Genomic DNA, 15,108 nt, shown 5'->3' on the forward strand with positions numbered 1-15,108 from the left:
TTATTTCCTTTTATAAAATCGCTTCGTGGATATCATATTGAGCACCAAGAAATGCTAATGTAGCGCAAGCATCCAAGTTACTTTTGCCATCTATATTAAGCTGATGATTGACATGAACGGCATCCCACTGAACATCACAACACCCTAGCCCCATACTGTTTTCAACTACGTTATGCACGGTAAATTCATAACGGCGACAGGCACGGCCATACAACTGAATTAATTCTGGCAATACATCGCCATACTTTGAAACGGTATGGCTACTAAAATCTAATGCGATAACGTCCCAGTCACGACCATCAATACGTTCAGTTACGTTGATCACGTCAATACCCAGTCTGTCGAATATACTGACTATTGACGATATTTCACCGGCTTCAACGGTATTGACAAAGGCATGTTGAACACGTTTTCGAAATAGTTCTGTATTCTCGTTTGGTAACTGACTGGTTAACCGCTCGTAAGCCAATAAACTTAAAATGGGCTCAATACTGTGTTGCTCGTTACGCTGACTTGTTGCCCACAAAAGCCAGTTTCTTGTGTTATCCCAATACCCTTGCGCTGCTTTTACAAGCTTTTCTGCGTGCCCTTTGTTTAGCCACGTCGCGACAGGTTGAACGACAACTGGGTTGCTACTCATGGTTCATCACCAAGTTGGTTAATTTTGGTAACCACAAGCCACATTCAATATCTGCTTTATCAAACGAGCACGTTTTTAAAGATGGGAATTGATAATGTAATTCTGCTTTTAGCAAGCTAAAACTAAAGGTGGTGTTGGGTCTTGGTTTTGTCGGCTGATATGCATCATTTAAACGAAAAGCAGCGCGCACAAAATTCTCTAATTCTGCGCTTATATCTTCGCTGTTGTCGTGCAATGAATAGCTCATTTGCAATGCATAGTCATTTAGTGGCATCGCGTAAATCATAAAATCATCACCGTGGCCGTGATAACCTTTTGCTCGAATATGCTCACTAATGACATTAATTAAAGTGCTTGATACGGTGCCCACCTCTAGAAAGATATAGGCATCGGCTGTGCCTGGTCCTCTGGGGGCACCATTTATAATTTCTATATTGTCTATGGCAATACCAAAATCACTGATTATTTGTTTATAAACTGCGTTGGTATGCCAGCGGCCAGCCGTACCGAAAACATTAATAATCCGTGTTCGATAGTCTTCGGTTGTCTCTTCATCACTACCAGGTAAAATCAACCAATCTTCTGAATTTTTAACACTAACACCTTCGATGGGTGTATCTAGTTTGTAATAACTATTTTCAGGTAAATTGTGTGCTTGTCCGGGCTCTGTAGCTTGCACAATTACTTGTGTCGATAGCTCTCCATCTTTAAACACAGCGCTGTCGAGTAATTGAACCTTGTACACTTTATTTGCATAGGCATCAGAACTAACAACAGAGCCAAGGGGAATACTGAGCGTACCACTGCCATCAACTCGGCTTAAATTAAGTACTCCTTTTGCAAAGGTTGAACTAAACACCTTTACATTTCTGCTCGGACCATGAAGATTTATTAAAGCGTCTCTGCTCGCTGTTGCAATATATAAATCTGGCATAAGCACTTTTGCTATCCATTCGAATAGTGCAACGACAGGTAAAGTAATGATCGCTTTTATGGTTCGCCAAAAAGGGCTAAAAGGACTATTGTTTTCGATGGTAATATCTTGCTTGATTAATTCCGCATCCCACTGCGTTTTTGCCGTTTCTTCAGTGACAGGTAATCCCGCATCTATCATCATTTGTTCAAAATTTGGAGTCATGACGAGACCCCCAATGTGACATTGCCATAAAGGTGCGTATCGGCTTCAATTGACAACGTTTTATCTTTGTTCATATTCACAAATACACTACCAGGTACTAGCCGTTCATCTTTTTCAACTTCTAACTCTATTTCGGTTAACACCGCTGAAATAAAATTCTGATTGTTCAGTTTAATTAGTCGAACTAATAACCCACTTTCAAGAACACGATGTTTAACATCTTGAGCAACCACATTCGCACTGTTTAATTGCTCTATGGTTAACGTTGGGCTGGTAACAAAGTCACCATCAACAATATTTAAATCAATATGGTTACTACTCATTATCCCGCCATTTCTAATAGCTGTTCAAAATCTTGCTCTACGTTGTCAGACTTAATGGTTAAGCTGTCGATAAGAACACGCTTACTTTGATCTGTCGTTGTACTGTTTGATAATGAATTGGAAAACTGTTTAGCCACTTCTGAAGTTTCAACTTTGACGCCCGTTATTGAAGATGAGGAATTAGTTTCCTTATTGTTTTCTATAGCTTGTGCGGCAGCAAAGGCAGAATTAATTGGAATGACATTTGAAGTAGCGCGTTGCCCAATGTTATCCACAATATTTGTGGATAACGTTCCTTGAACACTATTAACCTTGTTTGCCACAATTTCGGTATCACCAAAGCCGAAGAAGTCTTTTATCGCATTTCCGGCATAGCCTAAACCTTCAATCACTTTCGCATTAATGGCGAGAATTGCTTTCAAAGGCATTAGTATGAAATCAAGTGCTGCTGCGACATTTTTACCAAAACTCACCCCTGCATTATTTGCGGCATTGAGTTGCTGTGTTGTTGATTCAACTGGGGTTAACAATGAACCAAACCAGCTAACAACCGTGCTGACTTTTTCACCCAACCATGAAAACAAATCGCCAATAAACGATAGTGACCCGGTTAGTTGTGAAAAGACACTGAAAATAGGCTGTAGCCCAATACTAAGACCATCCCAAAACCCCGACATAAACGCTTTAATGGGTTGCCAATATCGGTAGACCACTGCGGCTAGCCCGATAACAAGTGCAACTATCCATGTAATTGGGTTGGCAAGTAACGCGGCGCTGAATGACCAAACACTTGTTGTTGCACCGAGTATTAACGCTTTGATAGCGCCAAAATAACCACCGGTTAAAACGGCTGTCGTTTGAAAGCGTGATAATGCTAACGTTGCCCATCCCCATGCACTGGCAAGTAATGTGGTGGATTTAGTCAAGACACTAGTTACGCCACCGAAACCAATCATGCCAAACTTGGCAAACCCAATCGTCATATTCATTAAGCCCATGGCGACTATCAGTCCCGTTACACCGACAACAGTTGTGGCTAAAATGCCGGTTAGCGTTGGAAATTCTCGACTTAGCCATATAACACCACGTAACATCGAACCAAGAATTTCAACCACAGGCTCTATAACTGGCAATACGGCTTGTCCTAATGAAGTAGCGGCAGAATTAAAGCCGCCGCTTAATCTCTGCCATGCGTCTGTTTGTGCATTAGCCATGTCGATGGCTGCTTGCATACCTGATTGTTTGTTCAACAGGCCTATATTGTTTTTTAACTGGTCAACTTGGGGTAAGAGTAATTTAATTAGTCCCGTCGCTTCATCGCTGCCAAAGGCTTTTTTTAGTGCGTCTGATTTTGCTACCGTATCAATCAATCCAAACTTATTGTGTAAGGCGTCAAGAACACCGGCCATTGGTAAAAGCTTGCCTTGTGCGTCGGTCATTTGAACACCAAGTACCTTTTGCGCATTACCAACACCGGCTAAGAATGCTTTGTATTTTGTGCCGGCTTCACTACCTGACATAGTGGCTTGTAATTGGCCTAGTACAGCCATAGATTCAGCCATATCAATACCATGACTTTGTGCACTCGCCCCTAAGCTGGTAAAGGCACCAGACATTTCATTACCATTGGTTTTGAACATACGCACAGCGGTAGCCGTTTGACCTGCTAGTTGCTCAACCCACTGTGTTTTACCGATGGCATTGGCATTGTCTTGATAAATGCCAAACATAGTGCCGAGATAATTTGTTGCGGTAGATGCATCTGACTTGGTGCCTTTTGCCATAATGGCTGATGCATTTGTAAAAGCGCTTAATTCGTCACCTGTTAAACCCGCAATTGATGATTGAATATCATAGGAAGCGCTGATCACATTCGCAGCATTACCACCATATTTGGCCGTAAAATCTATCGACGTGTTATTTAATTGTTGCAACGATTGTTCAGCAACACCAAGCGAATTAACTTCGCCTAAACTTTGGTTGGCTGCGATTGCGGGATTTAACGAGCCAACAAGCATCATTGCACCACCGGCCGCCCCCATAAACCCTTTCATCATTTGGTTTTGAGCATTACCCGCTTGCGCACTGAGTTGGTTAATTTTTGACATGATTTTATTCACTGGCCCTGTTGCTTTATCAACAACACCAATTGAATACATCAACTTTTCAAGTTTACTTAACCCGCTCATTTAATTACCCCAATCAACTAAATACTTGTGCAAATATGGTGGTTAATAGCAACCAAGAAAAAGCGGCAGAAATAGCATATAAACCTAATCCTTTTAGTGATTTAAATTTCTCTAGCATCGTTCTGCCTTAATATGTGAACTAAGTGTTTTTAAAAAACATGCAAATACCGTTATTAATTGCGATAGTGAAATTTTGTTGACTTTCATTTTCTAAAAATAGTGCTTGAGCCAAGCTTTCTTCACTTATTGTGCTATTCGGTAACCACTTTGCATGATATGCGAGCATTCTATCTACTTGGTTTCTTTCGTAGCATTTTGCTCGCTGCTCGATTTTTTTACCGTTATTTCAAACTCCGGCTGGTATTCATCGACTATCGCTGCAGCAATATGCAAAGCTGCACCTGGTTGTTTAACGATATCCTTCAACGCTGATTTTGACTGATCATCAACGACGGCCATTAAAAAATTAGTTGCCGGTTGCACCTTGTTAACCATAGTGGTGCTATTTTGATATTTATTGTATGCAGCAACATTTACATTGAATTGCAAATCAATGCTGTTGACTTCAAGTACTATCTTTTGTTCGAATGCCATAAGATTCTCGTTAGTTAATTTAATTGATGTTGTTCTAACAACGTGTAGGTAAACGTGTTGCCATGTATTGCTGCTGACTCACGACAAAGGGCCATAAACTCGCCGTAATCATCTGGATCAGCAATTACCTGGCAACCCGCGCTCCATTTATCCACAAGCTTTGATTCGACATGAGCGTTCGCCCGATGGCAATTGATACCGAAGTACCCCACTTGTTTATTGACATCCGTGTCTATCGCTTCGTCCTTGTTTCCGTCGCGAAAAACTGTCACCGGCTTATTTTGGACAAGAGCCGGATATTTCCCTTGGTGGTAACCAAAGGTCCATAAACTTCTATGCTGCATCGGTGCAACAATTGCGGTGCCATTAACGTTAATTGGATTTTTACGATAATAAACACCTGGGTCAGTGGTGCATTTAAATTGCTTTAATTGCCACTTGCCGTTAATTTGGTAAAGCATGCACATTAAGTCATTAAATGAATTCGCTCGCTTGTTCTTGTTGCGAATACCAATGATATTCAGGTTTAAATCCCCTTCGAATACTTTGTAATTCAAAGTATTCATGGCGGCTAATAACGCTTCAATGGTGACGGTTAATTTGCTCATGCTTTTCCTTACTTCGTGCTACAAATCACGAACTTCATCGGCAGTTAAGTACGGAATGCCGTTGATTTTGACGAAATCTTTACTGGTTACCATGCCTTTGATGGTGGTAAGGTCCTCTTCACCACCTTCAGCTTTTAGATTTAGAATGTCTTCTAATGATGGTAATACGCCAAACGCTTCGACATTTTTTGAACCTGCTTTAGCTTCTGCTAAAAATGAAATATCAAACGGTTCAATGCCTTTCCAGCTACCCGCTTGTTTTGCTTGCGCTTCAACTAATAAAAAGTTTTCGTGATCAAGTTTTAACGTAACTTCCGCTTCGACCTTGCCATCGATATAACCAACAGGTACACCACGTACAAATTTTGGTTGCCGACCATCAGTAACTTTTACCGTAGCTTCAACAACATGAACTAACTTGTCGCCGATAAATACGTCGAAATCCTTACCGCCTAAATGCTTAACTGACATAACTATTCCTTACTGTGATTTATCTAAAATAATACCGACAAGAATCGTACTTGCTGATTCATAAGGTGTTACTTTCATCATAATTTGAAGTTTTGAAGCGCTAAGCCACGTTAGGCCGATAGCGTCTTCTGACGGCTCTTTAATTTCACCGGGGAATTTTTCTGCTCCTAGGTTTGTACTTTCAGCCATTGCGCGAAGTGGTTTTGACAGTAAACGTTTACCTAGCGCAATACCCGAAGGTGAATTATTCAATCGTCGATTTTTAATTTGATAAATCGCTATAATTCGAACTTGCCTTGCAGCTTTATCGACAATGCGACCATCTTCAATTTTTTGAAAGTCGCCACCTTCAGCGTCAAGCATGTTGACATCACCAAAGTAAATACCGTCAAAGTCTGGATAAAATTGAGTACACGAAAAACGTATGGCATCTAGCGCTTTGGTTACGGCATTAGTGAGTGGTGAGCCACTTTTATCAACAGGTGATGGCAATAACGACAGCGAGCCAGTTTGTACTCGCATTGGGCTATCGGCAATAGTGACCGAGCTTTTACATAGGCGCCCTGCTACACCACCAAGTTCATCACCAAAAAGCAATGGCACAAGTGCTACTCGTTCGGCCTTAACACCATCTTGCAATGGCTGAATTGCGGCTAAATGCTCTGCCCATGTTTGACCTGTATCGGCTGTTGGATCGCAACCTGGTACAGCTACTAAAAACCGTACTCGCCGAGCGTGCGTTGATAAAAGCTCTAATGCTTTCGCTTGATATGCTTCAACTTCGGCTTTCCCCGTTACGGGTTTGCAAATAACAATAATTTCGGGGCTAACATCTAAATCCATTGCATTGTTAATCAGTGCATGAATATCATCAGCCGCTTCAATAGGTATTGCCCAGCCAGAAACTAAGTCATCACCATTTCTAACCCATGACGCTAACTGAGTTTTTAATGCTGATTCATCGCTACCGATCAAATCATCAAAATCTGATTGCGCATTAATGGCGACAACTTGACGTAAATTCTTGGTGCCTACACCAATAAATAACACCGAACGTTCAACTTCCTTTGTTTCGCCGCTACCTGTTTGCAGAGCGGTTACATTGACTTGACCTTGACTCATGACTTTTCCTTTTTTGATTTAAGCGGCTAATCGCATCGCTTCATCTAACATGTAATTTTTTAGTTGAACTAATTCACTTTGACTTTGGCCTAAAAATGAGCGTTGCGGTAAAGGTATCGCCCATTTCTTTTTAACGGTTTTATCGTTGCGAAGTAGCCTTAAAATGAGTCCAGCTTGTCGCATTGATATATTTTCTTGTATCCACTTAAGGCTTGCAGTTTTCCAACCTTTGCCTTTATTTTTTCTGACTTTGTAACCTTCTTTTTTCAACGCTTTGGCTTGCTTTCTACTCGCTAATGCGTCTTCACTTGGTGTGCCATATTTACGAGCCGCCTCACTGGCAGTCATTTCCATTTCAACACCTTCTTGGTGGGCTCGTGCAATTTTGCCTACCAACGCGTTACCAAAGGTTACTTGAGCATTATTAGGGTTACTTCTAACTTGCAAATGCTTACCTAACTTTTTCAACATTCTTTGTTTTCTGCCATTGGCCCTTTGTTGCCAATTTCTTCCAACTAAGTCTTTTTGATTTTTAATTCTTTTTTTAGAGTCTCGCCTTACTTTTCGGGCTGCGCCTCGGATTATTCGTCTTCTTTTTCGCGGGTCTAGCGTCAGTAATTCAAGCTGTCTTGTTGCTTGCCTTGTATTGATGCCAACCGATAGCATTTATTTCTCGACTTCTGGACTGAGTTCAAAACTTTCAGCTATCCACAAGCTTTGTTCACCAAAGTCATAATGTTTTCCATCTAACATGAATGGCCCATTGGAGCATTCGATCAACTCAATATCTTCAATAAGCGTTTCAATGGTTAGTTCTATGTCATTGGTTTCGTCTTCATTAACATCACAACTAAATTCAATTTCACTACTTTCATCATTAGTAGAGTTTTCATGTAACCAAAAAGCAGCGTAGGCAGCGATTAGTTCAGCCGGTGCAGCGCACGGGTTAATGCTGATCACACCACTGTAATAAAAAGTTGCGGCGAGCAAGCCATTGCCATTAATATTCTTGCTTCTCGGCTCTATTCGACCACCTTCGATGTGTGCATCAAACTGCGTAGGTAAGGCGAGCTTTCTACCGTGATAGTTAGCATCCATTAAATGTTTGGCCAGGTGTTGTAATTTATTTTGTGACACTTAACATTCCTTACAGTAATGCAACGGACAAGTTGCCTTTAATGTTCTGCATCGCCCGTATTGCTTGAAAACATTCGGTTTGCCAATGCTGAGCGTTATCGGCAGCACTTTCTTGCTGAGCCGCTTTGTTATCACGGTGCGTTTCACCAAGTTTTGATATTAGTAATTTGCTTTTTGCTAGGCTATAAACGGCCTTTTTATATAAAATTACTAATCGATTTTCGTTATTAATATGGGCGTCGTATACGTCTTCGAGCTTTTCTTTATCTGACCAATATAAAGTGTGGTATTGCGCAAGTTCATCGTTTACGAACAATGCAGCATGCGTTAACTTTTCAACCACCATTTCAATATTTGCGCTGTAATTTGTCGCTATGCCGTAGTTTTCAGTTAGTTCTTTAATGCACAGAACAGGATAAAAACTATTACTTGTCACCTTGTTTTCAGGTGTTTCAGTAAATGGCATTGCGCTTACATTTAACAAATTAGCTCTCACATTCGATTAAATTAGGTGCAGCCGCCCCGACAACGTTGGTTAAACGTGATTCAACTCGTTAGCCTGTTGCCGCTGGCTGCATGGCGATAGAGACGTTTAAATTTCTATTTCAATATTTAGTTGTTTGGCTAAATCTTTTGCCACTTTCTTCACACCGGCTTTGTCGTTAATTTGAGTCGCACTAACGTAATGATGTAATGCATTGCCGAAGTTAAAGCATAAATGCTCAAGCTTTCCGGCCATGGCATACAGCTTGCCTTTGACAATATCGTTAACGTCCCACTTGTTTTTTTCACACAATTCAATCAGGACATAAAACGGTCGAACAATGTCAAACAGTTCGTTGTACTTTGGCGATTTCTCTAGTGTTGCAGCACCTACATCGTAAAGTTGGTCGATTACGAATGTACCCCAATGTTTGGTGTTGAATTTGGTAGGTAATGGCTGTTGTTGTTCGGTCATTAATGGTAAAAGTTCAAGCACCTGGTCCCAACGTTGTAAGTCGACAAGCCAAACGAATACCCACGCTAAAACGTTATTAGGATGATTAGCGCCGCATTTTTGATACTCTTCGATATACTCTAAGTAGCCGTTATTCGCTAATGCTTCGCGTTTATATTGATGCTTTTGTTCTAAGTCAGAAAACTGTTTAAGTTGAGCTAAGTCGCTTTCAATACCGATTTGGTACATATCAAAAGCTTTCATGATTTTGTCGCGTGCAACATCGTTATTCTGTGATGTAGCAATTACGGCTTTAGCTGAATTGTTAACAGTGCTTTCAGTCGCAGTTGGCGCACTAGCACTTTTTTTCGACTTTGCCGCTAACGCTTTAGCGATATTTCTTTTAACTAAACTCATTTTAAATAGTTCTCGGTTAGTTTTTAAAAATGCTACCTAGCAAATAATTGCTAGGTAGCGAATGCGTTTATAGCTAAACGCTACCAGGAAGTTATACCCAGCCATCACCGGCTGAATTAGGCAATTTCACGTTGGCAGATTCAAAGAAAGTAATTTTTTCCATATCTTCAACGTAAAAGCAGTCGTTACGTGATTGATAATCTTCTACACGTTTTTTCTTTGCATTGTTTTCAATACTTGTGCGAGTTGAACCGGCTTGCACGTAATGGCTTAAATTGTCAAAACTGGTTATTAAAATACCGCGTGAAGGAAAGAACGGTGCTTTGTAACTACGTAAGCCGCCATACGTATCAATAACTTGTTCAAGTTCGATTTTTGTTTTTTCACTTGGGGTATGGGCTTGTTTGGCATATAGCTTGTTTTTATCATTGGCTAATAGTTCGTCACCGATAATGGCAACCATGCCAACACGTTTATGCTCGGGAATAGCTTGTAGTGCATCGTGCACCGCTTGATCTAGGTTTTCGTAGTCTCCACCATTGCCAATGCGAATTTCACCTGGTACTTGCTCACCTTCTTTCATAACGCGTTCTTCAGCATCACGACGTACCAATTGCAACCAACCAATGTTAACGTCTTGCAGCATAGGGTTATTGGCTAAATCAGTCGTAGCGGCTGCACTTGTACCATTGAAACCAATTTTAATAATATCTAAGGCAATTGCTTGTTTTACGTGATTGCGGTAGCGATTGTGAAAGTCTTTGAACTTCGACCATTGATCCATTTTTTGCCACGTTAAATGCACATCACATTCAACGGGATAACAACGATATTCGCGTTGTTTTAAACCTGATACGTCTTTGGTTTGTCGCTCTTTGCTATCGTCAGTTTCAACACCCGTTCGGCCCGTTACGGAACCGTTTACACTCATAATTACAGATTGACCAACAATATCGTCAACCATAGCGGTGTTGATCATCTGCAAGAATTCAGCAGATTCATACACAGCATCGTAAAGGGCTTGCTCGACAGTTGGTTCAACCGAAAATTGCTCGGACATTGACGCAACACCATAATTAGTCGCTAAACCAGCTAATACCGCTGAAAATACTTTAGTTGTATTGAGTTTCATTTCTTTTCCAAATAGTTAATTAATAGAAAGTTTTTACAAACTCACTTATAAAAGCGGTTGGCCTGACTTACTTGTGAATTGGGCCGCGTCAACGTTGTTATCGTCAGTTTCCGTTGTGTTATCACCTGGTGTGCCAAGTGCCTTGGAAAAGTCGGTTGCTAATTTTCCAACTTGTTCACCTAACGTTGAAAGTTGCGACTGCATGCTTTTGAAATCTTCGTTTTCATTTAATGAAAATTCCGAATCACTATCGTTCGTCTGATCATCATCTGTAGCTACAGGCGCTTCTTTACTAAACTTTGCTTCAATGTTTTGCATTGACGCTTGCATAGCGGTAAAGCCAGTTGCGATTTGTGTTAATGGCTCAGTTAACGCGGTTTGTAACTGATTGAATTGTTCTGGCTTCATTTCGTCGTCCTTTTCATTGTGAAAAATGTTTTTAATAAAACTTTTAAATTTGGATTCAGGCTCTTGGTTTAATTCTGGCTCAATAGATAACACTGAACGTTCAATAGCACCTTCTGTTGTAGGGGATTGTTTACCGAATTTTGCGCGGGTTGTTCGAGTCGATGCGGGGTAATCTGTCATGGCTAAGCCGGTTAGATAGGTTTTACCTGTGTCCATAAAATTTCGGGCTATTTCAATACTGTAATAAACTGCTTGGTCTGCTTGATTAAGCTTAAGTAGCGATTCATTTGGACATAAAATAGCGGTTAACACTACTGTTCCATCTTTAGCCTTACCTTTGGCGACACTCATGACATCACCAAGCATACAGCCGTTTAAATCAATACCTTGTGAATCAGCAGCCCATGCGCCCCAATTACCATAGTGGTCAAGGTTTATCCTTGCGCCATATAATTCTCGATTGTAAGTTTCGACAATATCGTCAACGTCTTGCTCCGTTATTTCTCGACCATCGACGGTCAATCCAACTGATGCAATATGTTGTGGTGTTGTGCGTAAACTACCTGGCATTTAAATAACCTTGAATCAAATTTGTGTGTTAATTTATATTCGCAGTTTGCACCGAGTTTTCGCCCCTTTCCAACGGTTTAACTTTTTGAAATTCCTATTTTTTTGTTTTAGGAATTCTCTGGAGTTTTGATTAAAGAATTAAGCAATTTAGCGCTATAAACTGACCGTATTCATTCAATACATGGTTGTTTTATTCGTTAATGAAACTTAGGTATGACCCAAGCACAATTAAACAAGCGCGTGATCACTATGTATTTGGTGCGTATACGTTTGATGAAATTTCAGAAATGCCAAACATGCCTAGCGCACGTACTTTGCGACGTTGGGCTGATGATGGTGCTTGGAATGACCTTTGCCCTTCCTTAAATGCAGAAACAGCTATAGCACGAAGAATTGTTTTACTTACTGATCGTGAAGAAAAAACCGATGCTGACTATAAAGAGTTAGATTTTTTAACTAAACAGCAATGTGCACTAAATCAGTCTCGTTTACCCAGTGCTGGACTTACCAAGAAATATGGCACAGCTGCGCAACGAAACACTGATAATGAAGATAGTGAGCGGCCTTCTAAGAAAAAACGTAAAAAGAAACTTAAGAATGATATTTCAAGCATTACCAAGGAAATGCTTGATGAATTAAAACAAGAATTACTTTATCCGCACCAGTTATTTTGGTTTGACAACCAAGACCACCGCAGCCGTTTTATATTAAAACCTCGCCAAATCGGTGCGACTTTCTATTTTGCCTTTGAAGCTTTTTATGACGCGATTGTTAATGGCCGTAATAAAATATTCATTTCCGCTTCACGCGATCAAGCAGAAATATTCAAAGCCAATATTATTTCCCTTTGCCGTGAATACTTTGGCATCGAATTAAGTGGCTCACCGCTTACGCTTAACAATAACGGCAAAACCACTACGCTTTATTTCAAATCAACCAATGCGCGAACAGCACAGTCAGCCAGTGGTGATTTATATATTGATGAGGTGTTTTGGATACCAAAATTTAAAGAGTTACGCTCACTTGCACAAGCAATGGCAACGCATAAAGATTTTCGCATTACGTACTTTAGCACCCCTTCTGTGACGAGCCATGAAGCTTACGACTTATGGAATGGTCGATGGTATAGAAAAACTAAAGCCTGTAATGACCCCGAGTTTGAAATTGATACCAGTCACAAACACTTAAAAAATGGGGTGGCATGCGCTGATGGTATTTGGCGACAGAGGTTAAATGTGCATGATGTGGTTAATCAAGGGTTTGACCGCATTGATATTGAACTGCTCGAAAATGAATATTCAAAAGACGAGTTCGACAACTTGTTTATGGGTAAGTTTATCGATGATGCACACTCAGCCTTTAGTTTACGACAAGTGATGGCCTGTGTTTGTGATTCACGCAAATGGAAAGATGTAGACCTTACATGGGAAAGGCCATACGCCATGAAGCCGGTAGTTATTGGCTTTGACCCTGCAAGAACCCGAGATAATGCTGCCGTGGTCGTAATGACTCTACCCGCTAATGCATCTGAGAAGTTCAGAATAATTGAAACACTGAATCTAACAGGTAATGACTTTGAAAGCATGGCAAATGAAATAGAAGAACTAACAAAAAAATATTATGTGGTTCATATCGGTGTTGATACAACTGGTATAGGTCTTGGCGTATTTGAGTTAATTCAAAAGTTTTTCCCTATGGCAATGGCCCTTCATTACAACCCAATTTTAAAAAACCGTTTGGTTCAAAAAGCTATCAATATTATTCATAACAAACGCTTGGAATTTGACGAGCAGTCAGTCGGTATAGCCAGTAGTTTTATCAATATCCGTAAAAAGGTGGTTAATGACAATATTACTTATGCAACCAATAGAACTGCGGCTAACGGTCATGCCGATATAGCTTGGGCAATTATGCATGGACTAATTTATGAACCGCTTTCTGGTGGTATAGACAGTACACGAACATCAATAGGAATCGCCGCGTAATGCGAAAAAAACAATACAAAAATCGAAAGAAAACAAGCAGCTCGGAAAGTTTAAGCAATCAGTCGGCGATATCAACATTTAGCTTTGGTGATCCTGAGCCGTGTTTAGACAACCGATTGACTGATTATGTTGGGGTTTATGCTGATATTAACGGCGTTTATGCGCCTCCTGTATCACTAAGCGGGTTATTAAAGTTACTCACAGTAAATGCCCAGCATGGCCCCATTTTATATTTCAAGCGCAATATGATTTTAAAGTGGTTCAAACCTAATGCCATTTTAAATAGAAACAACTTTAGTAAGTTCGCTTTTGACTATTTGTGGTCGGGTATGGGTTACTTTCAGGTGATCAGAAACCCGTTTAAGCAAATTATTAAGCTTAAGCATTTACCAGCATTAAATATGCGTTATACGAAAGAACATAACGTTTATGCGCAACTGCAAAGCAACGGTAAAGTTATTAAGTTCCAACCAGGTGAAGTGATTCAAATAAAAGAATACGATCCGCGCCAAGGTATTTACGCCATACCGCAATACTACGGTGGTATTCAGTCAGCCTTACTAAATGAAGATGCAACGCTATTTAGGCGTCGTTATTTCAAGAACGGCGCGCACATGGGGTTTGTGTTTTCTATGGCTGATCCAAATTTAACACCTAAAGACGAAGAAGCGCTTAAAAATGCGATTTCTCAAAGCAAGGGTGTTGGTAATTTTAGAAGTCTATTTATCAATACTAAAGTACCAAAAGCTGACGCCGAAAAAGCGATCAAAATAACACCTGTGGGCGACATATCTACCAAAGACGAATTTGAGCGTATTAAGAAAATAACTCTAAACGATATGTTAAGTATGCACCGAGCAAGTGAGGCATTAAGCGGTCAGTCGTCTGGTGATAGCCCGGGCTTTGGTGATTTAGATAAAATCACACGAAGCTACTACAACAATGAAGTGGTACCGCTTCAGCAAGAAGTGTCGCAGTTAAATGACTATTTACCTGAACACTTTCACCTAGATTTTGAAATTCCTACCTATTCAGATTTACACCCTGAATTAGCCACCGAAGATGATAAATAAGGATATTTAATGAATTGGTTTGATGCTGTCGATTTACTGGATTTTATTAAGCAATGGGGGAAGTTATTTATGATTTCATTCATCGCCGCAACTGTGCACATGTATATGAGTGGCAAAGAATACGCTTTTTTTCATCATTTAATGGGGGTTTTGGTTGCGGTATTAGCGGCTTATATCGCTACAGCTTTGTGCAAATGGCAAAACATAGATGAAGACCTTACAACAGGTTTTGTTGCTATTTGCGCTTACACTGCGCCGCATATATTGGATGGCATTAATCGGCTTGTGCAGCAATTATCACAAAATCCTAAAAGTGCCATTTTAATGCTACTAAAACTCAAACGGTAACTATTAAACGTTAAAA

At 40.3% G+C, this 15,108-nt stretch carries 18 protein-coding genes; 3 read left to right on the forward strand and 15 right to left on the reverse strand.

Features of this window, described 5'->3' with window-relative positions; translation table 11 throughout:
- Positions 1-10: 10 nt before the first annotated feature.
- The 15 genes from AC27JP_RS09065 to AC27JP_RS09135 form a co-directional block, all read right to left on the reverse strand.
- Positions 11-640 (reverse strand): hypothetical protein, encoded by a 630-nt coding sequence (locus AC27JP_RS09065; RefSeq protein ID WP_487114205.1) that lies wholly within the window; start codon positions 638-640, stop codon positions 11-13.
- Positions 633-1,778 (reverse strand): baseplate J/gp47 family protein, encoded by a 1,146-nt coding sequence (locus AC27JP_RS09070; protein ID WP_487114207.1) that lies wholly within the window; start codon positions 1,776-1,778, stop codon positions 633-635. Before AC27JP_RS09070 ends, AC27JP_RS09065 begins: the two co-directional genes overlap by 8 nt.
- Entirely contained in the window at positions 1,775-2,101 is a 327-nt protein-coding gene (locus AC27JP_RS09075; protein WP_487114208.1) for a DUF2590 family protein, read from the reverse strand. Before AC27JP_RS09075 ends, AC27JP_RS09070 begins: the two co-directional genes overlap by 4 nt.
- On the reverse strand, positions 2,101-4,290 hold the full coding sequence (locus AC27JP_RS09080) for a phage tail tape measure protein (RefSeq protein WP_487114210.1): 2,190 nt from the start codon (positions 4,288-4,290) through the stop codon (positions 2,101-2,103). Before AC27JP_RS09080 ends, AC27JP_RS09075 begins: the two co-directional genes overlap by 1 nt.
- Before the next feature lie 139 nt (positions 4,291-4,429).
- A complete protein-coding gene (locus AC27JP_RS09085; protein ID WP_487114212.1) occupies positions 4,430-4,576 on the reverse strand; it encodes a DUF6890 family protein in 147 nt (48 codons plus the stop codon).
- Positions 4,577-4,581: 5 nt separating this feature from the next.
- Complete coding sequence (locus tag AC27JP_RS09090) at positions 4,582-4,884, reverse strand: putative phage tail assembly chaperone (RefSeq protein ID WP_487114214.1); 303 nt, start codon at positions 4,882-4,884, stop codon at positions 4,582-4,584.
- Between the two features lie 14 nt (positions 4,885-4,898).
- Positions 4,899-5,492 carry a hypothetical protein gene (locus AC27JP_RS09095; RefSeq protein ID WP_487114215.1) on the reverse strand — a complete coding sequence of 198 codons (594 nt, stop codon included), beginning with the start codon at positions 5,490-5,492 and terminating at the stop codon, positions 4,899-4,901.
- 18 nt (positions 5,493-5,510) lie between these two features.
- Positions 5,511-5,963 (reverse strand): phage protein, encoded by a 453-nt coding sequence (locus AC27JP_RS09100; protein ID WP_487114217.1) that lies wholly within the window; start codon positions 5,961-5,963, stop codon positions 5,511-5,513.
- A gap of 9 nt (positions 5,964-5,972) precedes the next feature.
- A complete protein-coding gene (locus tag AC27JP_RS09105) occupies positions 5,973-7,085 on the reverse strand; it encodes a DUF2586 domain-containing protein (protein ID WP_487114219.1) in 1,113 nt (370 codons plus the stop codon).
- An 18-nt stretch (positions 7,086-7,103) separates the two neighbouring features.
- Positions 7,104-7,751, reverse strand: coding sequence for a phage virion morphogenesis protein (locus AC27JP_RS09110; RefSeq protein ID WP_487114221.1), 648 nt, complete (start codon positions 7,749-7,751; stop codon positions 7,104-7,106).
- The gene (locus tag AC27JP_RS09115; protein ID WP_487114223.1) at positions 7,752-8,222 is read right to left on the reverse strand and encodes a phage tail protein; all 471 of its coding nucleotides are present in this window, start codon (positions 8,220-8,222) and stop codon (positions 7,752-7,754) included.
- A gap of 10 nt (positions 8,223-8,232) precedes the next feature.
- Positions 8,233-8,706: a head completion/stabilization protein gene (locus AC27JP_RS09120; protein ID WP_487114225.1), complete on the reverse strand. Its 474-nt coding sequence runs from the start codon at positions 8,704-8,706 to the stop codon at positions 8,233-8,235.
- Between the two features lie 108 nt (positions 8,707-8,814).
- Positions 8,815-9,576, reverse strand: coding sequence for a phage terminase small subunit (gene gpM, locus AC27JP_RS09125; protein WP_487114227.1), 762 nt, complete (start codon positions 9,574-9,576; stop codon positions 8,815-8,817).
- 91 nt (positions 9,577-9,667) lie between these two features.
- On the reverse strand, positions 9,668-10,708 hold the full coding sequence (locus AC27JP_RS09130) for a phage major capsid protein, P2 family (RefSeq protein WP_487114229.1): 1,041 nt from the start codon (positions 10,706-10,708) through the stop codon (positions 9,668-9,670).
- Between the two features lie 45 nt (positions 10,709-10,753).
- Entirely contained in the window at positions 10,754-11,686 is a 933-nt protein-coding gene (locus AC27JP_RS09135) for a GPO family capsid scaffolding protein (protein WP_487114231.1), read from the reverse strand.
- A 200-nt stretch (positions 11,687-11,886) separates the two neighbouring features.
- Between AC27JP_RS09135 and AC27JP_RS09140 the strand changes: the two genes are divergently transcribed.
- From AC27JP_RS09140 to AC27JP_RS09150, 3 genes are read left to right on the forward strand one after another with little or no spacing between them, the layout of a single operon-like run.
- Positions 11,887-13,671 (forward strand): terminase large subunit domain-containing protein, encoded by a 1,785-nt coding sequence (locus AC27JP_RS09140; RefSeq protein ID WP_487114233.1) that lies wholly within the window; start codon positions 11,887-11,889, stop codon positions 13,669-13,671.
- Entirely contained in the window at positions 13,671-14,744 is a 1,074-nt protein-coding gene (locus tag AC27JP_RS09145) for a phage portal protein (protein WP_487114235.1), read from the forward strand. The genes AC27JP_RS09140 and AC27JP_RS09145 overlap by 1 nt, the downstream gene beginning before the upstream one ends.
- A gap of 9 nt (positions 14,745-14,753) precedes the next feature.
- Positions 14,754-15,092: a phage holin family protein gene (locus AC27JP_RS09150; RefSeq protein ID WP_487114237.1), complete on the forward strand. Its 339-nt coding sequence runs from the start codon at positions 14,754-14,756 to the stop codon at positions 15,090-15,092.
- Positions 15,093-15,108 lie beyond the last annotated feature (16 nt).

Source organism: Colwellia sp. SU-HH01172, assembly GCF_057553355.1.

What these genes read in the sequence shown, in the direction of transcription:
- AC27JP_RS09135 (WP_487114231.1), bottom strand. Translation starts at nt 11,686, where the DNA reads ATGCCAGGTAGTTTACGCACAACACCACAACATATTGCATCAGTTGGA.
- AC27JP_RS09075 (WP_487114208.1), bottom strand. Translation starts at nt 2,101, where the DNA reads ATGAGTAGTAACCATATTGATTTAAATATTGTTGATGGTGACTTTGTT.
- AC27JP_RS09130 (WP_487114229.1), bottom strand. Translation starts at nt 10,708, where the DNA reads ATGAAACTCAATACAACTAAAGTATTTTCAGCGGTATTAGCTGGTTTA.
- AC27JP_RS09145 (WP_487114235.1), top strand. Translation starts at nt 13,671, where the DNA reads ATGCGAAAAAAACAATACAAAAATCGAAAGAAAACAAGCAGCTCGGAA.
- AC27JP_RS09080 (WP_487114210.1), bottom strand. Translation starts at nt 4,290, where the DNA reads ATGAGCGGGTTAAGTAAACTTGAAAAGTTGATGTATTCAATTGGTGTT.
- AC27JP_RS09150 (WP_487114237.1), top strand. Translation starts at nt 14,754, where the DNA reads ATGAATTGGTTTGATGCTGTCGATTTACTGGATTTTATTAAGCAATGG.
- gpM (WP_487114227.1), bottom strand. Translation starts at nt 9,576, where the DNA reads ATGAGTTTAGTTAAAAGAAATATCGCTAAAGCGTTAGCGGCAAAGTCG.
- AC27JP_RS09065 (WP_487114205.1), bottom strand. Translation starts at nt 640, where the DNA reads ATGAGTAGCAACCCAGTTGTCGTTCAACCTGTCGCGACGTGGCTAAAC.
- AC27JP_RS09090 (WP_487114214.1), bottom strand. Translation starts at nt 4,884, where the DNA reads ATGGCATTCGAACAAAAGATAGTACTTGAAGTCAACAGCATTGATTTG.
- AC27JP_RS09110 (WP_487114221.1), bottom strand. Translation starts at nt 7,751, where the DNA reads ATGCTATCGGTTGGCATCAATACAAGGCAAGCAACAAGACAGCTTGAA.
- AC27JP_RS09070 (WP_487114207.1), bottom strand. Translation starts at nt 1,778, where the DNA reads ATGACTCCAAATTTTGAACAAATGATGATAGATGCGGGATTACCTGTC.
- AC27JP_RS09095 (WP_487114215.1), bottom strand. Translation starts at nt 5,492, where the DNA reads ATGAGCAAATTAACCGTCACCATTGAAGCGTTATTAGCCGCCATGAAT.
- AC27JP_RS09085 (WP_487114212.1), bottom strand. Translation starts at nt 4,576, where the DNA reads ATGCTCGCATATCATGCAAAGTGGTTACCGAATAGCACAATAAGTGAA.
- AC27JP_RS09105 (WP_487114219.1), bottom strand. Translation starts at nt 7,085, where the DNA reads ATGAGTCAAGGTCAAGTCAATGTAACCGCTCTGCAAACAGGTAGCGGC.
- AC27JP_RS09140 (WP_487114233.1), top strand. Translation starts at nt 11,887, where the DNA reads ATGAAACTTAGGTATGACCCAAGCACAATTAAACAAGCGCGTGATCAC.
- AC27JP_RS09100 (WP_487114217.1), bottom strand. Translation starts at nt 5,963, where the DNA reads ATGTCAGTTAAGCATTTAGGCGGTAAGGATTTCGACGTATTTATCGGC.